This is a genomic window from Microcystis sp. T1-4, from assembly GCF_000297435.1.
Lineage (GTDB): Bacteria > Cyanobacteriota > Cyanobacteriia > Cyanobacteriales > Microcystaceae > Microcystis.
The window spans coordinates 1-16,025 of the sequence record NZ_CAIP01000168.1; the positions used below are offsets into that span (position 1 = coordinate 1).

Here is a 16,025-nt window from a genome sequence, read left to right on the forward strand (position 1 = left end):
TGTGGGTTTAAACGGTAACTTTGGGCTGTGTTAGTCTAGGCTAATACAGCCCCCGATAAAATCCCCAAATCCAGTTACTAAAGATTGATTATCGATCTTTTCTCGCTCGTTTTAGAAAAGTGGCGATCCCCGCAACTGCGCTGATCGCCACTAGAGCGGAAGGTTCAGAAGTTCTCACCGGGGGAGGGGTCGTACTTCTTTGAGAAAATTGAATGTTATCCAAGCCAATATTATCTGAATCACTACCGAGATTAGCGGCGTCAAAACGGATCGTTAGTGTTGAAGCGGCGAGGGAACCGAGATTCGAGGTATTGAAACTGGTTCGCGTGGTTCCACTGATGAATACATTACTTTGACTAAACACAGAAGTGCCACCGCTCAGGACTTGTACGGAGTTAATCGTGTAGTCTCCGCGCCAACCCGCAAGATCGAAAGAATCTAGCACCACCTCAAACCCTGGATCGGCGGTTAGGGTGACATCAAGAATACTGGTTCCAGACTCCTCGGCATAGATAACATTGGTAAGATTTCCATATTCCAATGACCACCATAACGTCCGGTTGTTCGGATAGTCCACGACCACGTTCGGTGTCAAGCCCCCAGCGCTACCGTAACTGAAAATACCATTCGTGAAGCTGGTAATACGATCACCGTATCCCGCAAAGGAAGGGGAGTTTAGAGAGTCAAAGTTATTGATTCCCGTAATATCGAAGGTTAGTACCGCTGCGGATGCGGAATGAGCAAAGGAGGTTGCGAGGAGAGTTCCAGTAGCAAGGATAACAGCAGTTTTGCCGTTCTACGGCAAAACTGCTGTTTTTTGATTTTTTTTCAGCATAGATTTAGGGTGAATCGGGTAGATTTTTGAAAGCTGACTGAACATTAGGGACTTGCGTAGGAATAATATCCCTGCCAGACAATCGCTCTGTAGAAGAATCAGACTAGCCCTAAACAGTACATTATCAAAGCGCAAGTCGCTTAGATGATATAATAGCTTATGAATTTTAGAAAATCAAATTAACCGCACTCGCTTTTATCGAAAAAATCAGCCGGCAGCGGTGGATTATCGGGGTCTTCTAGGGCGTTTTTTTCAATTTCCGCCTCACTCATCCCTTTAACTTTCTCCCAGTTCGTTTTGCCTTTCAACTTCGCCCACTGTTCGCGGGTGACTCTGGTAATATGTTCTTCGTTCACGGTTGTTAGCCCTCCTAGCACTAATTATTCGACGAACCGAGCCACGCCATGTATAAACCACCACCAAAACGATATTATCGATTGTACCCACTAGAATCACTCGAATTTCGCCGTAATTCTGACGGTTATCCACGCGCTCGATTATCGGCCCGCTAAAAATCGCTTCCAGGTCGGCGAAATCTATGCGGTGTTTTTCTATATTGGCCTGACGCTTATTTTCATCCCACTCGAAAAGTTGCGGGGTCGTCATTATCGATAGTCGATCGCCTATAATCCGATTTTAAACTAACTTTTGGATAGCTGCTACTAACTGCTCGATTTCTGAGGGCAAAGTGAAATAATGGACACAGGCACGCACACAGAGGGGGTCGAGGAGAGTTCGCAGTAAAAACCCTTGTTTTTCTAGCTGTTGCACTAAATTTTGTGGGCTGATGGTCGAGTCAATTTGAAAGGAAACTAAACCGGATTCCGGCGGAGAATTTTTTAAACATTTCACCCCTTTAATCGTCTTTAATTCTTCCCAAAGATAAGCCGCTAATTGACAGATTTTTTCGTATCTTTGTCCCCCATCACCCCAGGCGTTATGTACCGCAATAGTTGCCCTTAAACCCTCAAATTGAGGATAGGCAGAAGTGGCCACTTCAAAGCGTCTGGCATCCGGTTTCCAACCGATAGGCTGTCCTCGGTTATCTGTTTCAATACCGCGCCAACCGATAAAAGTGGGCTGTAAACTAGGGAAAATTTCGGGACGAATATACAATCCTCCCACACCAGCTGGTCCACACCACCATTTATGACCCGTAAAAGCATAACAATCGGCGGCAGTAGCGCTTAAATCCAAGGGCAAACAACCCACGGATTGGGCAGCATCCACCACCACTAAAACGGGTTTTTCGGTGACAGAATTATCATGACAAAGCTGCGAGATTTCCTTGAGGGGTAAAACCTGTCCGGTATTCCAGAGAACGTGACTAACCACCAAAACCCTAGTTTTTGGACGTAAATGACCGGAAATCACTTCTATCGGGTTGCCACCGTTTAAAGTTTCCCGAATAGGACAAGTGGAAATTTCCAGATGATAACGACGGGCAATTTCCCGAACTGTGGCCATAATTCCGGGGTGTTCACAATCGGTTAGTAAAATATGTTCCCCCGCTTGCCAATCAACCCCCCAGAGGGCGATATTACAGCCCACAGTGACATCCTCGGTGATAGAGAGATTACTGGGGCTAATTCCCAACTCCTGAGCCATTTCTTGCCTGAGAAGTTCCGTTTTTCCGGTAATCCAATCGTTTACCCGTCCTGAAAAAGGACCCTGTTGTTGGAGAAAATTATGGGCATCGATAATCGCTTCTAATCCGGCCTTGGGCAAGGTTCCCTGACCACCGAAATTAAAGTAAACTTTATTGCTAAGTCCCCGAAATTCCTGTCTTTGTTCGGCTAAATCTGGTTTACTAACGGCGCAATCGAGGCTATTTTCGTCTAAATTCTGCATAAGCGAGGAGATGGGGGGTCAGTTATCAGTTATCAGTTATCAGTTATCAGTTATCAGTTAGAAGGTGTTGGGTTTTGGGGTTTTCGGGTTTTAGTTGAATTCCCCACTTCCTGACGACCGACGACCGAAGGCTGAATTCTATCGACGGATTAAGTCACAATTGTCACAATAGTATTAAAGTAGAGGAAACATACTTGGGAATGTTTTCTTTTTTTAAGTTTATTATTTTTTACTTTACCTCACAGGTCCAGGAAAGCTTAACTTTTCTCCTTGATAGAATGCTACTGACCGATGATCTACTTCTAGACTACCAACGTTGTCAACGCCGTGCGTTTTTAAATCTCTACGGCAATAGCCAAGAAAAAGACCCTGAGCGAGATTTTTTGCTTAAATTGCGCCAAGAGAGTCAAAGTCACGTTAAAAAAGTCCTGCAAGACTCCTATCCCGATTATTATTCCCTGACTACTCCCACCAGCGATATTTTAGCCGCCGCTAGGGAAACGGAAGCTTTGATGCGTCAGGGGGTATCCTGTATTTATCACGGAGTCCTGTTACAATCTGGCTATCCCGTCTCTTTAACTGGTTCCCCGCATTTATTGATTAAAAAGGCAGGAGAGTCTAAATTTGGCGATTGGGTTTATTATCCCCTCAATATTCAACTCGGTCGCCGTCCTAAGCCTGAATATAAGCTGCTGGCTACTTTTTACGCCTATTTATTAGCCAGTATGCAGGGAGTTTTTCCCAGTTATGCGGAAATTGTCCTACGTCGTCATAATCGCTATCGGGTGGAATTGAATCTCTGGTTAACTAAACTAGAGGAAATAATCAAAAAGTTCGGCGAAATGGTGATTAATCGCCAAGAACCAGAAGTTTTTATCTCGCGTCAGCGTTGCAGTTTATGTCATTGGTATAGTCACTGTTATGGTATCGCCCAAGCGAGTCAACATCTTTCTTTAGTCCCGGGGGTAACTCCCAGTCGTTACCAATTTTTACAGTCTTTGGGGGTTTCCACCATGGAATCCCTGGCACTTACCTGTCCTACTCGTATGGGGGAGGGGATGGGGGTAGAGGTGGCTAATCAGTTACAACTACAGGCCCAAGCAATTATTGAAAATCGGGCCTTTCGCAAAAGCAACGGCAAAACTGCCTATTTGCCCCCCCTACCGAGGGCCGAGATTGAATTTTATTTTGACATCGAAGCGGAACCAGAACAGAATTTAGATTATCTTTTGGGGGTTTTACGGGTTGACCATCGAGTTAATACCCAGCAATTTTATCCCTTTTTGGCAGAAAAGCCAGAAGATGAAGGCAGGATTTGGCAGGAATTCTTAACCTTAGTCATGCAGGATTATCAAGCACCAATTTTTCACTTTTCTGAGTACGAAGTGGAAACAATTAAGCGATTAGGTTATCTTTATAAAACCCCTTCTTCTTTGATTAATCAGTTAGTTTCTCGCTGTTTTGATCTGCACTATCATGTAGTTAACTCGGTAACTTTTCCCGTGGAAAGTTATTCTTTAAAATCCCTCGCTAACTGGATTGGCTTTCAATGGCGCGATCGAGGAGTAAGCGGGGATCAATGCGTTTGGTGGTATGACCAGTGGTTAAAAACAGGAGATCGGACTTTATTGTCGGCTATTTTACGTTACAATGAGGATGATTGTCGCGCCACCTTTATACTAAAAGATTGGCTTTTGACATACCCCACGCCGTAAACGGACGTGGATTCTTCTCGCATCACTGCTGAGAATTTCTGGCTCAACGAGTCCACTTGAATTAGATTCCTGGCGAAATCCCACCCAGAGGTGGTTCTCTCCTCAGACTTTCGCTCCCTTACAGAAGCCTGTTTTCGTATGCCCTACGATACAGTTCAAAACCTCTAAAATAATTGGTTTCTCTGGTACTTGACGCTTAGAGCTTTTACCTATAGGAGCATTCCCCTATAGAACCCCATAACTCTAGTTTTCAAGGTGCGTTCATCCTGCGATGACTGGGTTTTTTAAGCGGTTGCTTACCCTGCCCGCTATTCTTAATATCATAGATCATATAAAGTCGCCCTAAAAGGGCGAGGCTTTAAACCCAATTTTTCGGTCAACTTTTTAATTTAATTCTAAAGATTTATGACAAATAGGGGGGTATGTAGCCGCTGCTACGCGTAACTGCAAAGGGAAAATGATAGGCTATGGATGTGAAGACAGTCCCCTCACCCAATGGTGATCCCCATGTTCTCCCCACTTTTTCCGCTTCTACTCCTACTGCTTTCCTTCCTTAGTCTTCTCTGGTATCAAAAGACCGATAATGATATTTTTAAAGCTCTTGCCGTTAGTAGTTTGATTTTTGCAATTATTTGGGGCTTAATTCTCGTTCATTGGTCAATTCACCTGTTGGGACTGCTGTTATTGTTAAAATTCAGAACCCCCGCTTTCAGTTTGGTGCGCGTGCCTAGATGGTGATGGTTTGACTCTAATCTTCCAACTGTCCGGTAGGTACTTCGATCGCTTGGACATCGATCGTACCGGGAGGGGTGAGAATAATAAACTTACCCCCTTCCACTTTTAACGGTTCACCACAGTTAGGACATTGGCATTCCATGCGGTTAAAACCCGTAAATTCGTAGCTACAGACGGGACAGCTATCTTCAACTAAATTGCGTCGCAACCACCAGCGAAAAATTCCCCAAGCAATGACGGGGGAAATGATTAGAAATGCGACGAGAATTAAAAAACCATTGACTAACCAACCCAGTCCGATCGAGCCTAACAACAATCCGACTAAAATCAAAGATAAGAAACAACCCAAACCAGAATCATTGACAGAATAGCTGCGGAAAAAGTTGTTATTCACGGCTCAACCCTCGATTCATCAAAGCTGCAATTATCTTTAACCTAACACATCCCTAACACATTGCCACGGTTAAATCTTCTTTTTGACTCACTGGTTCCTCACCCTATTCTATCTTGGGTTTAGTTTTGAGCGAGATTATCTTGACTGACATCCTCAGCAAATTTGCTGGGGAGTGGATCGTCCGATCGCTTCGGCTTGTTATAATAGATCGGTTCCTATCCACCATATCTCTAAAAACCATGAGCGATCCTCGTCTATCTCTAGCTGCCGCTGCCCGAAGATTTCATCAACTGGGTTGGATGCTTGGCACGGTGGGTAATTTATCCGCTAAAGTTGATGATCATAGTTTTTGGATTACTGCCAGTGGCAAAAGTAAAGGTAAACTCACAGAAGAGGATTTTGTGCGGGTGGATCTGACGGGAAAAGTCAGAGAATTACCTAATCCAGATAATCGTCCTTCGGCCGAAACTAGCATTCATCGGGTGATTTATCGTCTCTTTCCCCAAGCACAAGCTTGTTATCATGTCCACTCGGTGGAAGCGAATTTAGTTTGCCGTTTTGCTCGTGAGGATAAGTTATCGTTACCTCCCTTAGAAATGTTGAAAGGTTTAGGTATTTGGGTAGAAAATCCTCAAGTATTTATGCCGGTTTTTGCTAACTATCTCGATGTGCCGAAAATTGCCGCAGAAATAGAAAGTAGATTCTCAACTTTACCCCCAGAAATTCCCGCTTTACTGATTTCTGACCATGGCGTGACGGTGTGGGGTGAGTCTCTAGAAACTACCGAGAATTATTTAGAGATAGTCGAGTATATGTTTCGCTATCTAGTGGCAGCCTATCAGGTAAAACCTTGTTAAACCTTCATTTAAACAAGGTAATAAAAGAAATACTGCCGACATTTTCCAAGGCGCCACCCAGATTCGAACTGGGGGTAAAGGTTTTGCAGACCTCTGCCTTACCACTTGGCGATGGCGCCGATCAAGCAGTATTTATCCTAGCATAACAGATGACAGTTTGCCAAGACTGGAACCTAAGAGTCAAGCGATCGATCTATAATTTAGGCAGCGGTTCTCTAATCTAGTGGGGGATTTTAGGCTTAAAAAAGCGATTATGATGAGAAATAAAAGATATTTACTAGCTTTTATCGGTTTATTGGCTTTATCCTTGCCAGTACAGGCTAATAATGCCGTTTACCTTAGCCAAAGTTCTAATACTGCCACGACTTTCGACAGTTATCGTCAAGAATGTTTACAAAGAGCGCGCGGGGAGGGATTAGCTGCTGATGTGGCAAAAGACCTATGCGACTGCACGATTAAAAAATTCCAAGCTCGTTACAATCTACAGCAATTCCGCACCCTCGTGCAGAAGTCGAAAACTGATAAAGCTGCCGCTAGGACTTTAGCGAGTGTGGGAGAAGCTTGTTTTGATGAGATTTTGTATGAATAGCAGGGATAGGGTTTTTTTAGCCATGACATTGACACTCCCTGCTACCCGCTCCGGCACTCATAAACAGTCTTCACCAGTAATTTAAATAGTCAACAGCTTATTTTGGAGTATCAAGACGATTATCAATGGCGATAATTTCTCTCTCAAATTCTTTAGTAATGCCTCCCAATCATTAATAAGTTCAGGCGTATTATACTAAATCCTGTTTTAAAAGTATAGGAGGGTAGGGAGTGGGGAATTAGGGAAGTAGGGAGTGGGTTTTAAAAGTTCGATTGGCAGTTAATCGCACTATTAAAAAACGATTTTGTATTATTATCTAAATTCTTGGAGATTGTTGCTGTATAATCGGAATGACTGACCCCGCTTTTCATCTGAACTATGCCCATTCCCGATTTTCAATCGATTATGTTGCCGCTATTAAAAATACTTGCAGATGGCAAAGTTTATAAATATCGAGAAATTTTTGAAGCCTTGGTCAGAGAGTTTCAAGTCACGGAAGCAGAAAGAAAAGAAATGCTTCCCAGTGGACAACAAGAAATTTTTTCTAATCGAGTCGGTTGGGCAAAAACCTATTTAAAGAAAGCGGGATTAATTGACTCACCCCAAAGGGCAACTTTTGTAATTTCTGAGAAAGGAAAAGAAATCTTATCTCAAAATCCTACTCGAATTGATAACAAATTTCTCAGGCAATTTCCTGAGTTTCAAGAATTTACTAGAGTCAATAAGCAAAATGAAACTATTACTCTTGAAAGCAATTTATCAACTTCTGATCAAGAACAAAACCCAGAGGAATTACTAGAAAACTCCTATCAAGAAATTCGTCAAGCATTAGCGACAGACTTACTTTTTATTCTGCGAAAATTATCCCCAGATGCTTTTGAAAAATTAGTAGTAGAATTACTGGTAAAAATGGGTTATGGTGGCTCAATTAGAGATGCCGGTAAAGCGGTAGGTAAGAGCGGTGATCAAGGGATTGATGGAATAATAAAAGAAGATAGACTCGGTTTAGATATAATCTATATTCAGGCCAAAAGATGGGCTGATAATAATGCCGTTGGTCGTCCAGAAATCCAGAAATTTGTCGGGGCATTAGCGGGACAAGGAGCCAAAAAAGGTATTTTTATCACTACTTCCTATTTTACCAAAGAAGCTTTAGAATATGCCCCCAGAAATGAGATAAAAATAGTGCTGATTGATGGGGAAGAATTAGGTCAATTGATGATTGATTATAATTTAGGTGTATCGACCCAAAAAATCTATGAAATCAAGAGAATTGATCATGATTATTTTGGGGATGAATAATAACGTAGGTTGGGTTGAAGCATGAAACCCAACGCCCGCATAGTTTACGCTACCGCTAACTCATCCTACAAATAATTGTGCCTCCCTACTTATAACTTAGGTGTATCGACAAAAGAAATCTATGAAATCAAGAGAATTGATCATGATTATTTTGGGGATGAATGAGAGAGAGAGGGGGACAAGGGTTACAGGAAACGGCCATGGCGTTAAAATAGATAGGGAAAACAGAGGATAAAAACTATGGACGGGATGACCTTTTTTCAGAAAAGTGCGGGACAGTGGAAATCTCAGCGCACCACCCATCATTTACCCTTTCGACGCTCAGAAACCGGCGATTCCGAGATTTATGTGGAAGCTTTAAGCGCCGATAACCCGAAAATTATCGCTATCTGTGAAATGCACGAAGTCGATCCCGCTAAGACTGTGGGGGGTGCCTTTGTCAGTTGGGATGGTTCGATGCAGTGGGACAAAGAAAACGAAAATCATCAAGGAACCACCGTTTTTGCGCTAATTCCCGACGAAGATAATCCCCAAGCGGGTGTTCTCCTGCGGGAGCGAGGTTATGCGGAAATCATTCCCGTGGCGGGCCGTTATCACATTGATGAACAGGAAGGTTTAGTCTTAATTACAGAATACGAAACTATGACCTCGATCGAGCGTTTTTGGTTTGCCGATGCCGATTTACGTCTCCGCACTAGCACAGTTCAACGTTTTGGCGGTTTTAATACGGCCACTTTTTGTGCTGAATCCCGCAATCAGTCATCGGAGTCAGTCTCTAGTGATTCCCCCGAACCATCATCCTATTCGATTAGTGGCTGGTAAATTCAGTTATCAGTTATCAGTTATCAGTTATCAGTTTTTTTCTCCCCTCTCCCTGCTCCGGCGCTCCCCAACACCCCGGATGGTAAGCAAGTTTTCTTAACAATTGTAAGAATTTTTAATATTTCTTTTCTAGTTGGCACCTACTCCCTTATCATTAGGAGGAAAGTTTTTTAAGCATTTCTAAGGATACGGAGGTTTACCCTTGGCCATTCCTCTTTTAAATTACGCCCCCAAGTCCCAAAACGTGCGGGTAGCTGGTTATGATGTCGGTGGAGACGAAAAACCGAGAGTTTACACGACGGAAAATGTCCTCTCCCCTAGCGACCTGGACGATTTAATCGAAGCCGCTTACCGTCAGATTTTCTTCCATGCCTTTAAATGGGATCGGGAACCCTTCCTCGAATCCCAATTACGCAATGGACAATTATCGGTGCGGGATTTCATTCGTGGTTTACTGTTATCGAAAACCTTCTATAACAGCTTCTACGAGAAAAACAGCAACTATCGCTTTGTCGAACAGGTAGTACAAAGAGTTCTCGGTCGCGATGTCTATAGCGAAAGAGAAAAAATTGCTTGGTCGATTGTCGTTGCCACCAAAGGCATTCAAGGTTTTGTCGATCAACTTCTCAACAGTGACGAGTATCTGCAAAGCTTTGGTTATGATACCGTTCCCTACCAACGTCGTCGCACCCTGGCGAGCCGCGAAATCGGTGAACGTCCATTCAACATCACCTCGCCTCGCTACGATGGCTACTATCGTGGTATTTTGGGCTTCCCCCAAATCGTTTGGCAGAATGCTGTCCGTCGCTATGTTCCCCAAGAGCAAAAACCCAAAGCCGGCGATCCTTCCAGCTTCTTGGCTATGGCCCGGGGTCTCGGTAGCGCCAAAGGCAATCCTGTACCAAGAATCTCCGCTATGAATATTAACATCGAGGCTTCTGTACCCCGTCGTTAATTTTTAGCTAAATCTGCTGGGGAGAGTCCCTAATTGGCAGAATGACCCCCGAACCATAATCAGGTTATTTTGTGAATTGGTGGCTCTCCCTATGGGGTTGCTCCTGAGATAATCCCCCCACCGAGGACGATTTCCCCTTCATAAATCACGGCTGCCTGGCCCGGGGTGATGCTAAATTGTGGTTCATCGAAAACCAGCTTCACTTGATTATTTTCTAGGGGAATAACATTGACGGGAACAGCCGGAGAACGATAACGTACCTGTACCTGCGCGCGGATAGGGGTGGTAGGTTCAGCAATAGAAACCCAGTTCATCCGTCCGACAAGACAAGCGGCACTAACGGCACTTTCGCGATTACCGACGATAACCCGATTCATGACGGGATCGAGTTTTACCACATAGAGAGGTTCGGCGGCGGCGATGCCGATGCCTTTGCGTTGTCCGATCGTATAATGATGGATACCGCTATGTTTACCCAAAACTTTGCCATCGAGATCGACGATATCCCCCTCACTAACGGCGATATACTTATCCAAGAATGATCGCATAGTTCCGTGAGCTTCAATCAAGCATAAATCCTGACTATCGGGTTTATCTGCTGTTTTTAAGCCGAATTCCTGGGCAATCCTGCGGGTTTCTGCCTTGGTTTGTTCGCCCAAGGGAAATAAAGTCCCACGCAGTACATCTTGAGTTAGATCATAGAGAAAATAGGATTGATCTTTATTTTTATCGACGGCGCGCAGCAGTTGATAACGGTTATTTTCAGGAGAAAAACGAATTCTAGCGTAGTGACCGGTGGCAATAGTATCCGTTTGCAAGGTTTCCCTAGCATAATGCAGCATCGGGCTAAATTTTACCGCTTTATTGCACTGAGAACAGGGCAGCGGTGTGATTCCCGCTTCGTAACCGGAAACTAGATAATCAATAATTTCCTTTTGGAAAAGCTCGCGACTATCGACGATATGATGGGGAACCCCCAACTGCTCACAAATAAAGGCCGCATCCACCATTCCCTCGGAGCAGCATTGACCTTTACCCTTCATTAACCACAGGGTCAAGCCAATAACATCATAACCTTGAGCGTGTAAGGCGGCAGCGGCAACAGAGCTATCTACTCCCCCTGATAGACCGACAACAACTTTCCCCATAAACTTTGTAATGATTTTTAACCAATATACTTTCTAGACTAGCATCTCCTCCTTTAAAATTTGGACATGGTGTACCCAAATTTCGTGTGAGGACAAACCAGCATGATGAGAACAAATCTACTGTTTTTCTCGGCTTTATTTTGGTTAAAAGTCGGGATAATCGCTCAAGGAACGCTACTGCTAAAAGCAAACTTATCTTTTGCCCAGAATCTTTATCCCGGTCGTCGTTTGCCCCCACCGCCGGCGGTGAGACAACCAACTAAACGTTCAGACAGTCCCAGTGCTGTTAATTGTTCCCAATGTTCACCCTTAAATTTACCCCCAGTTAATTCTCCTTCAGTTCGTCCTCTGGTGGCGGACCCAGTTTCTGGTAATCAACCCCTGAGAGAATACGTTTTTCAAGCTCCCGCTACCGTGCGTCCTGCCGATGCTACGGTGATTAATAATCATCGTCAAACTGTCAATCCACCAGCACCCAGACCTCAAAATCGCGCCAATAAACCCCCCGCACCACAGCAGCGGGTTATTGCCGCTAATCAACTCTTTCGCGTTGAAGTTAGGACTAATAGTGCGGAAGCGTTGGCAAAAATTAAAGAAATTGAACCCCTCGCATTTATCCGTACGGGAGAAAATGTTATTCAAGTGGGGTTATTTCAGCAACAATACCAAGCAAAGCAAAGAGTACAAGAGTTAACTAAACAGGGTTTTAGCGCTCAGATTATTACCCTCAATAATTAGTAAAGTTAGGGTTGAAAATATTAATAATAATCCGGGTTCAGGTCTGGGAATTATCCCTAATTCTCCTTAACCCTTGCCCTGCTGCGGGTTAATAAAACCGCTTGTAATACTAAATCCTGTTTAAAAGGTATAGGAGAGTGGGGAGACACAATATTAATTAAAATTATCAAAAATTAATTTTGAGGGGAAGTTCTTAAGTAGCTAGACACAATTAATTACACATAAGTAGCTGGTTATAATTAAATTAAAAATGGATTTTAGGTTCGATCCCCCCTGCTCCCCTTGATAAGGTAGGGTTGATTCATGAATCAACCCTACCCTTGATAAGGGTGGTGTCTGATAATTTTTAACGCCTACCTACTTATCTAACTATCTCTTGCCTGTTGCCTCTTGCCTATCCTCACCAAGAAGTTAATTTTGCCCTATTACTTAGCACACAGAGTTAATTTTGTCAAGCAAAATTCTGACCGCATCGATGATCACATCCGGTTGATCCATCCAGACAAAATGGCCACTTTTATCCGCTTGTATTTCCCTAAAATCTCTGGATAATTTGCCTAATTCTAGGTGCATCTCCTCCCGGAGTTGGTTGGCACTTTTGAGGGGAATAAAGCGAGTCCAAAGGGAAGGTTTAAAAAAAGAATTAGCTTTAATACTAACTATCGGTAAATTACCGAAATTGTTAGCCTCACTCAGCTGACGAGCGCTTTGGTCGAGATTAAGCATTTCTCTACTCATCGTCATCCAGTGTTTAGCGCGACAGAAAGAACGCTTAACTCGATCACAAGAATCTGGGGAAAAGCGACGCAATTCTGGTTTTAATAATTCAAAAACTCCCAGAACTCTCATAACTCTTATAATGCCTAAAATTGAGCCGATAATCGACATACAAAATCCAGAGATGAAAAATAATTTTAAGGCCTTTAATGCTGGCGACATTTTCAGCATTCCCTGCTCGTGTAAACCATCGGTGAGTACCAAACCTACTACTTTTTCTGGGAACAGATGAGCATACAGTCGAACATTATAACTGCCAAAAGAATCACCAACTAAAATATAAGGTGGTTCTATTTTTGCCTGGGTTAGTAATTGATCTAATTCCTGAACAATTTGGTAGCTAGTTCGTGGATGGGGACTAGGATCACTCCAACCATAACCCGCTCGATCATAAATACAAACCCTAGCCAATTGTGACAATTCTTCTATCAAAAAATATCCCTCAATTCCCCCTAAACTATGGTCAATAATAATAGTGGGACTAGCCGATCCCGCTAGACAAAAATGTAGGCGATATTTACCTAGATTAATCAAATTACCCGGCGGTGCTTTTTGTTCTTCTATCCAAACAGATAACGTCTGATAAACTGTGGTCGCTACTAGGAGAATTACTCGAATTGATAAAGACATAACTAGACCTCTTGTAAAAATCAAAAATTCTTGTGGTTGCTGGAGAATTAACCATGAATAATCATCAATGAAATGGTCAATTTAATCAGGGTAAGCGCATCTTAACAATCCTTGACAAAATCAACTTTATGTGAGTTGCTTACCCAGAGAGCGATTCAGGCATATTTGAGGAGAATTGGCCATCTCAATTGTTAAGCAAAAATCGACCAAATGTGAAGATTTCGTAACTATTCTGATTGACTGGTATCACTTCAAATGCCCACACAGCAAGCGGATCACAAAATTGGCCAATTGTCAATAGCGTTTGAGATGCTCTCACCCTGTCAATTTAATGGTGAGCAGCCGCCGTGATTAAAAGAGAGCGCCAGCATTGCAACCAAAATATAATACAAATGAACGCTTTACCCGATGATTTTGAGCCAAGTATTTCTAGTCAATTAAGCATAAATACTTAAAATCCCCTCAAGTGCGAGCTGCTACGCAGTGCCTTCGGCATCGCATTTACCGAAGAAAAAGCGCTTAATAAGTTGTTAAATTTCGAGAACAACATTAGCAGTATGCTGAAAATTGGCGAAAACCATTAAGATCATAGACCGAGTTTAATCTTATGCTAGAGAAAATACTATACGCTGATTCCGGCGCAGGTCAAACCCAAGAAATGCTACAAGCATTGATGGATCTCCCCGCTATCCGGAAAGCGTCGATTACCATTCTCCGGGTTGTTCCCCCTCAGATTACCACCGAAGCTCTGGCCAGTAAATGGGAAGAGGGGACCCAAATGCTGACTAAAATCCTGCAAGAAGTCAAAATTGAACCCAGCAAAGTTTCCACTATTCTGCGTCAAGGAGATCCCAAAGATACCGTCTGTCAAGTTGCCGACGAAATCGGTGCAGACTTGATCCTGATGGGTTCCCGAGGACTGAAGCGACTGGAGGCAATTCTAGAAAATTCCGTCAGTCAATACGTCTTTCAACTGACTAATCACCCGATGTTATTGGTAAAAGACGATATTTACGTCAAAAAAATCAAAAAGGTGATGGTAGCTCTCGATAAGTCTAGCTCGGCTGATTTAGCTCTCGATCTGGCTATTTATCTCCTGCGGGATTATCCTTCAGCAGAGTTAATTCTGGCCCGCGTCAACCCCGACTTAAAACCGGAATTTGCCCCCACTTCCCCCAAAGAAATGGAAGAAAACCCGATTATAGGGCCGGCAGTGGCAAAAGCGAAACGGATGAATATACCCTATCGCTGCGTGGTGACGGGGGGTAAACCGGGAGAACAACTCTGTAAACTCGTCGATGATTATAATGTGGATCTCTTACTGTTGGGTTCGCCCGATCGCCGTCCTTCCGTGGCCAAGAGTTTACCAGATCTCGATCGCCTTCTCGGTACTTCCCTCTCGGATTATGTGCGGGTTAATGTCAATTGTCCCGTCCTTTTAGCCAGAAAAGAAGGGATTTAGCCCCTATTGGGTGTAGGCAGGTAAGTCTTGACTCATTTGATTTAAGTTGCTGGCAATGGCTTTCATCGTCATAAAAGCCGAGCTAAAGGCGATTAGCTCATTTAAGGGATAACTTCGACTCTCAACCCCCAAGCTCAGTAACTGCTTCTCAAGAGATTCAATTTCTTGGATGAGCAATCCTAACTTTGGTGGGTTGAGAATTACCTGGGCAGCGATCGCAGTTTGTTGTGCTACAGTGATTCCCAAGACCTTTGATAATTTCTCAAAACAATTTTACGGAATGGCAAGTTATGACTGAAGAAACCATATTGAGGTCAGAGAAAGGAATTAACTACACTCGTCTAAGAGACTTACTCAAGGCGTGTAAATGGAGCGAGGCTAACGGAGAAACTATAAATATTTTTATTCGAGTCTGCAAAACTGTTGATATTACTGAAGAAGATATTGATGATTTCCCATGTACAGATCTGCTGACAATTGATCGACTTTGGGTTAGGTATAGCCAGGGATACTTTGGCTTCAGTACCCAAATGAAGATGCTCCAAGAGATCGAAAATCGTGAGGAGTTTGGCAATCAAGTAGGATGGCGGATGAATGATCAATGGATTAATAGTTCTAAGTTAAGACCTGACGAAAGTGCGCCTATCGGTCATTTCCCCTCCATCGAAATTGGAGTGTTTATGGGCGATATTTCAGATGGAAAAGATTGGGTTCCCTTTTCTATTCAAGGTAGCGCCATGAAAATCTTTTCTCGTATAAGAGCCTGTGGCTTATCAAAACTATTGGATATTTGGTAAGTGCGATCGCCGATCTGGTAGGGTGCGTTAATGAAATGTAACGCACCTTATCTAATGTTCAAAATCCGTGCGTTACGCTAACGCTAACACACGCTACATCATATTTGATCGCCAATCTGGTAGGGTGCGTTAATGAAATGTAACGCACCTTATCTAATGTTCAAAATCCGTGCGTTACGCTAACGCTAACACACGCTACATCATATCGATCGCCAATCTGGTAGTTTATCTCCGTAGGCTGGGTTGACGGCAGGAAACCCAGCATTGCTTTTCTCTATCAACACTAACCAAAAGCGCGATCCCACCCAAAACACATCGACCCTTATTAGAAGCGGATAATTTCGATCGTGCATCGCGATCGTTGAAAACAGACATCAAATTCTCGAAAAAAGTTCGTTTGCCCAAGAATTAAGGGTAA

The 16,025-nt window shown here is 43.3% G+C and carries 17 protein-coding genes and 1 tRNA gene; 10 read left to right on the plus strand and 8 right to left on the minus strand.

Annotated elements, in window-relative coordinates; translation table 11 throughout:
- Positions 1–88: 88 nt before the first annotated feature.
- The 3 genes from MICAI_RS10010 to MICAI_RS10020 all read right to left on the minus strand — a co-directional run bounded on the left by MICAI_RS10010 (position 89) and on the right by MICAI_RS10020 (position 2,686).
- Entirely contained in the window at positions 89–595 is a 507-nt protein-coding gene (locus MICAI_RS10010; RefSeq protein WP_149977203.1) for a hypothetical protein, read from the minus strand.
- A gap of 516 nt (positions 596–1,111) precedes the next feature.
- Complete coding sequence (locus tag MICAI_RS10015) at positions 1,112–1,441, minus strand: BrnT family toxin (RefSeq protein WP_008201197.1); 330 nt, start codon at positions 1,439–1,441, stop codon at positions 1,112–1,114.
- A gap of 30 nt (positions 1,442–1,471) precedes the next feature.
- Positions 1,472–2,686, minus strand: a complete 1,215-nt coding sequence (locus MICAI_RS10020) for an aminotransferase class V-fold PLP-dependent enzyme (RefSeq protein WP_008201199.1) — start codon at positions 2,684–2,686, stop codon at positions 1,472–1,474.
- 278 nt (positions 2,687–2,964) lie between these two features.
- Between MICAI_RS10020 and MICAI_RS10025 the strand changes: the two genes are divergently transcribed.
- Both MICAI_RS10025 and MICAI_RS27855 read left to right on the plus strand, forming a co-directional pair.
- Complete coding sequence (locus MICAI_RS10025; protein ID WP_039899958.1) at positions 2,965–4,401, plus strand: TM0106 family RecB-like putative nuclease; 1,437 nt, start codon at positions 2,965–2,967, stop codon at positions 4,399–4,401.
- A 495-nt stretch (positions 4,402–4,896) separates the two neighbouring features.
- Positions 4,897–5,139, plus strand: a complete 243-nt coding sequence (locus MICAI_RS27855; RefSeq protein ID WP_002760483.1) for a hypothetical protein — start codon at positions 4,897–4,899, stop codon at positions 5,137–5,139.
- Between the two features lie 10 nt (positions 5,140–5,149).
- On the opposite strand, the gene MICAI_RS10035 is transcribed toward MICAI_RS27855, so the two are convergent.
- A complete protein-coding gene (locus MICAI_RS10035; RefSeq protein ID WP_008201204.1) occupies positions 5,150–5,530 on the minus strand; it encodes a hypothetical protein in 381 nt (126 codons plus the stop codon).
- 239 nt (positions 5,531–5,769) lie between these two features.
- Here MICAI_RS10035 and mtnB point away from each other — a divergent pair, with 239 nt between their 5' ends.
- Positions 5,770–6,387, plus strand: coding sequence for a methylthioribulose 1-phosphate dehydratase (gene mtnB, locus MICAI_RS10040; protein ID WP_008201206.1), 618 nt, complete (start codon positions 5,770–5,772; stop codon positions 6,385–6,387).
- 48 nt (positions 6,388–6,435) lie between these two features.
- Here the strand turns inward: mtnB and MICAI_RS10045 are convergent.
- Positions 6,436–6,506: transfer RNA gene (locus MICAI_RS10045), tRNA-Cys, on the minus strand.
- Between the two features lie 134 nt (positions 6,507–6,640).
- Between MICAI_RS10045 and MICAI_RS10050 the strand changes: the two genes are divergently transcribed.
- The 4 genes from MICAI_RS10050 (at position 6,641) to MICAI_RS10065 (ending at position 10,055) form a co-directional block, all read left to right on the plus strand.
- Entirely contained in the window at positions 6,641–6,976 is a 336-nt protein-coding gene (locus tag MICAI_RS10050; RefSeq protein ID WP_008201208.1) for a hypothetical protein, read from the plus strand.
- Between the two features lie 378 nt (positions 6,977–7,354).
- Positions 7,355–8,278 (plus strand): restriction endonuclease, encoded by a 924-nt coding sequence (locus MICAI_RS10055; RefSeq protein ID WP_008201209.1) that lies wholly within the window; start codon positions 7,355–7,357, stop codon positions 8,276–8,278.
- Between the two features lie 240 nt (positions 8,279–8,518).
- On the plus strand, positions 8,519–9,100 hold the full coding sequence (locus MICAI_RS10060; protein ID WP_002781010.1) for a phycobiliprotein lyase: 582 nt from the start codon (positions 8,519–8,521) through the stop codon (positions 9,098–9,100).
- 202 nt (positions 9,101–9,302) lie between these two features.
- Entirely contained in the window at positions 9,303–10,055 is a 753-nt protein-coding gene (locus MICAI_RS10065; RefSeq protein WP_008201211.1) for a phycobilisome rod-core linker polypeptide, read from the plus strand.
- A gap of 89 nt (positions 10,056–10,144) precedes the next feature.
- On the opposite strand, the gene mnmA is transcribed toward MICAI_RS10065, so the two are convergent.
- The gene (gene mnmA / locus MICAI_RS10070; protein ID WP_008201212.1) at positions 10,145–11,203 is read right to left on the minus strand and encodes a tRNA 2-thiouridine(34) synthase MnmA; all 1,059 of its coding nucleotides are present in this window, start codon (positions 11,201–11,203) and stop codon (positions 10,145–10,147) included.
- Between the two features lie 102 nt (positions 11,204–11,305).
- Here mnmA and MICAI_RS10075 point away from each other — a divergent pair, with 102 nt between their 5' ends.
- Positions 11,306–11,941: a hypothetical protein gene (locus MICAI_RS10075; protein WP_008201214.1), complete on the plus strand. Its 636-nt coding sequence runs from the start codon at positions 11,306–11,308 to the stop codon at positions 11,939–11,941.
- A 429-nt stretch (positions 11,942–12,370) separates the two neighbouring features.
- Here MICAI_RS10075 and MICAI_RS10080 read toward each other — a convergent pair whose 3' ends face one another.
- Complete coding sequence (locus MICAI_RS10080; protein ID WP_008201215.1) at positions 12,371–13,348, minus strand: alpha/beta fold hydrolase; 978 nt, start codon at positions 13,346–13,348, stop codon at positions 12,371–12,373.
- Between the two features lie 607 nt (positions 13,349–13,955).
- On the opposite strand from MICAI_RS10080, the gene MICAI_RS10085 reads away from it, so the two are divergent.
- Positions 13,956–14,810 (plus strand): universal stress protein, encoded by an 855-nt coding sequence (locus MICAI_RS10085; protein ID WP_008201218.1) that lies wholly within the window; start codon positions 13,956–13,958, stop codon positions 14,808–14,810.
- Positions 14,811–14,813: 3 nt separating this feature from the next.
- Here MICAI_RS10085 and MICAI_RS10090 read toward each other — a convergent pair whose 3' ends face one another.
- A complete protein-coding gene (locus MICAI_RS10090; protein ID WP_008201219.1) occupies positions 14,814–15,056 on the minus strand; it encodes a hypothetical protein in 243 nt (80 codons plus the stop codon).
- Positions 15,057–15,100: 44 nt separating this feature from the next.
- On the opposite strand from MICAI_RS10090, the gene MICAI_RS10095 reads away from it, so the two are divergent.
- A complete protein-coding gene (locus tag MICAI_RS10095; RefSeq protein ID WP_008201222.1) occupies positions 15,101–15,607 on the plus strand; it encodes a GUN4 domain-containing protein in 507 nt (168 codons plus the stop codon).
- Positions 15,608–16,025: the final 418 nt, after the last annotated feature.

Excerpts from the sequence above, each read along its gene's own strand:
- MICAI_RS10025 (WP_039899958.1), top strand. The coding sequence starts at position 2,965 with ATGCTACTGACCGATGATCTACTTCTAGACTACCAACGTTGTCAACGC.
- MICAI_RS10075 (WP_008201214.1), top strand. The coding sequence starts at position 11,306 with ATGATGAGAACAAATCTACTGTTTTTCTCGGCTTTATTTTGGTTAAAA.
- MICAI_RS10060 (WP_002781010.1), top strand. The coding sequence starts at position 8,519 with ATGGACGGGATGACCTTTTTTCAGAAAAGTGCGGGACAGTGGAAATCT.
- MICAI_RS10050 (WP_008201208.1), top strand. The coding sequence starts at position 6,641 with ATGATGAGAAATAAAAGATATTTACTAGCTTTTATCGGTTTATTGGCT.
- MICAI_RS10020 (WP_008201199.1), bottom strand. The coding sequence starts at position 2,686 with ATGCAGAATTTAGACGAAAATAGCCTCGATTGCGCCGTTAGTAAACCA.
- mtnB (WP_008201206.1), top strand. The coding sequence starts at position 5,770 with ATGAGCGATCCTCGTCTATCTCTAGCTGCCGCTGCCCGAAGATTTCAT.
- MICAI_RS10015 (WP_008201197.1), bottom strand. The coding sequence starts at position 1,441 with ATGACGACCCCGCAACTTTTCGAGTGGGATGAAAATAAGCGTCAGGCC.
- MICAI_RS10085 (WP_008201218.1), top strand. The coding sequence starts at position 13,956 with ATGCTAGAGAAAATACTATACGCTGATTCCGGCGCAGGTCAAACCCAA.
- MICAI_RS10095 (WP_008201222.1), top strand. The coding sequence starts at position 15,101 with ATGACTGAAGAAACCATATTGAGGTCAGAGAAAGGAATTAACTACACT.
- MICAI_RS10055 (WP_008201209.1), top strand. The coding sequence starts at position 7,355 with ATGCCCATTCCCGATTTTCAATCGATTATGTTGCCGCTATTAAAAATA.
- MICAI_RS10080 (WP_008201215.1), bottom strand. The coding sequence starts at position 13,348 with ATGTCTTTATCAATTCGAGTAATTCTCCTAGTAGCGACCACAGTTTAT.
- MICAI_RS27855 (WP_002760483.1), top strand. The coding sequence starts at position 4,897 with ATGGTGATCCCCATGTTCTCCCCACTTTTTCCGCTTCTACTCCTACTG.
- mnmA (WP_008201212.1), bottom strand. The coding sequence starts at position 11,203 with ATGGGGAAAGTTGTTGTCGGTCTATCAGGGGGAGTAGATAGCTCTGTT.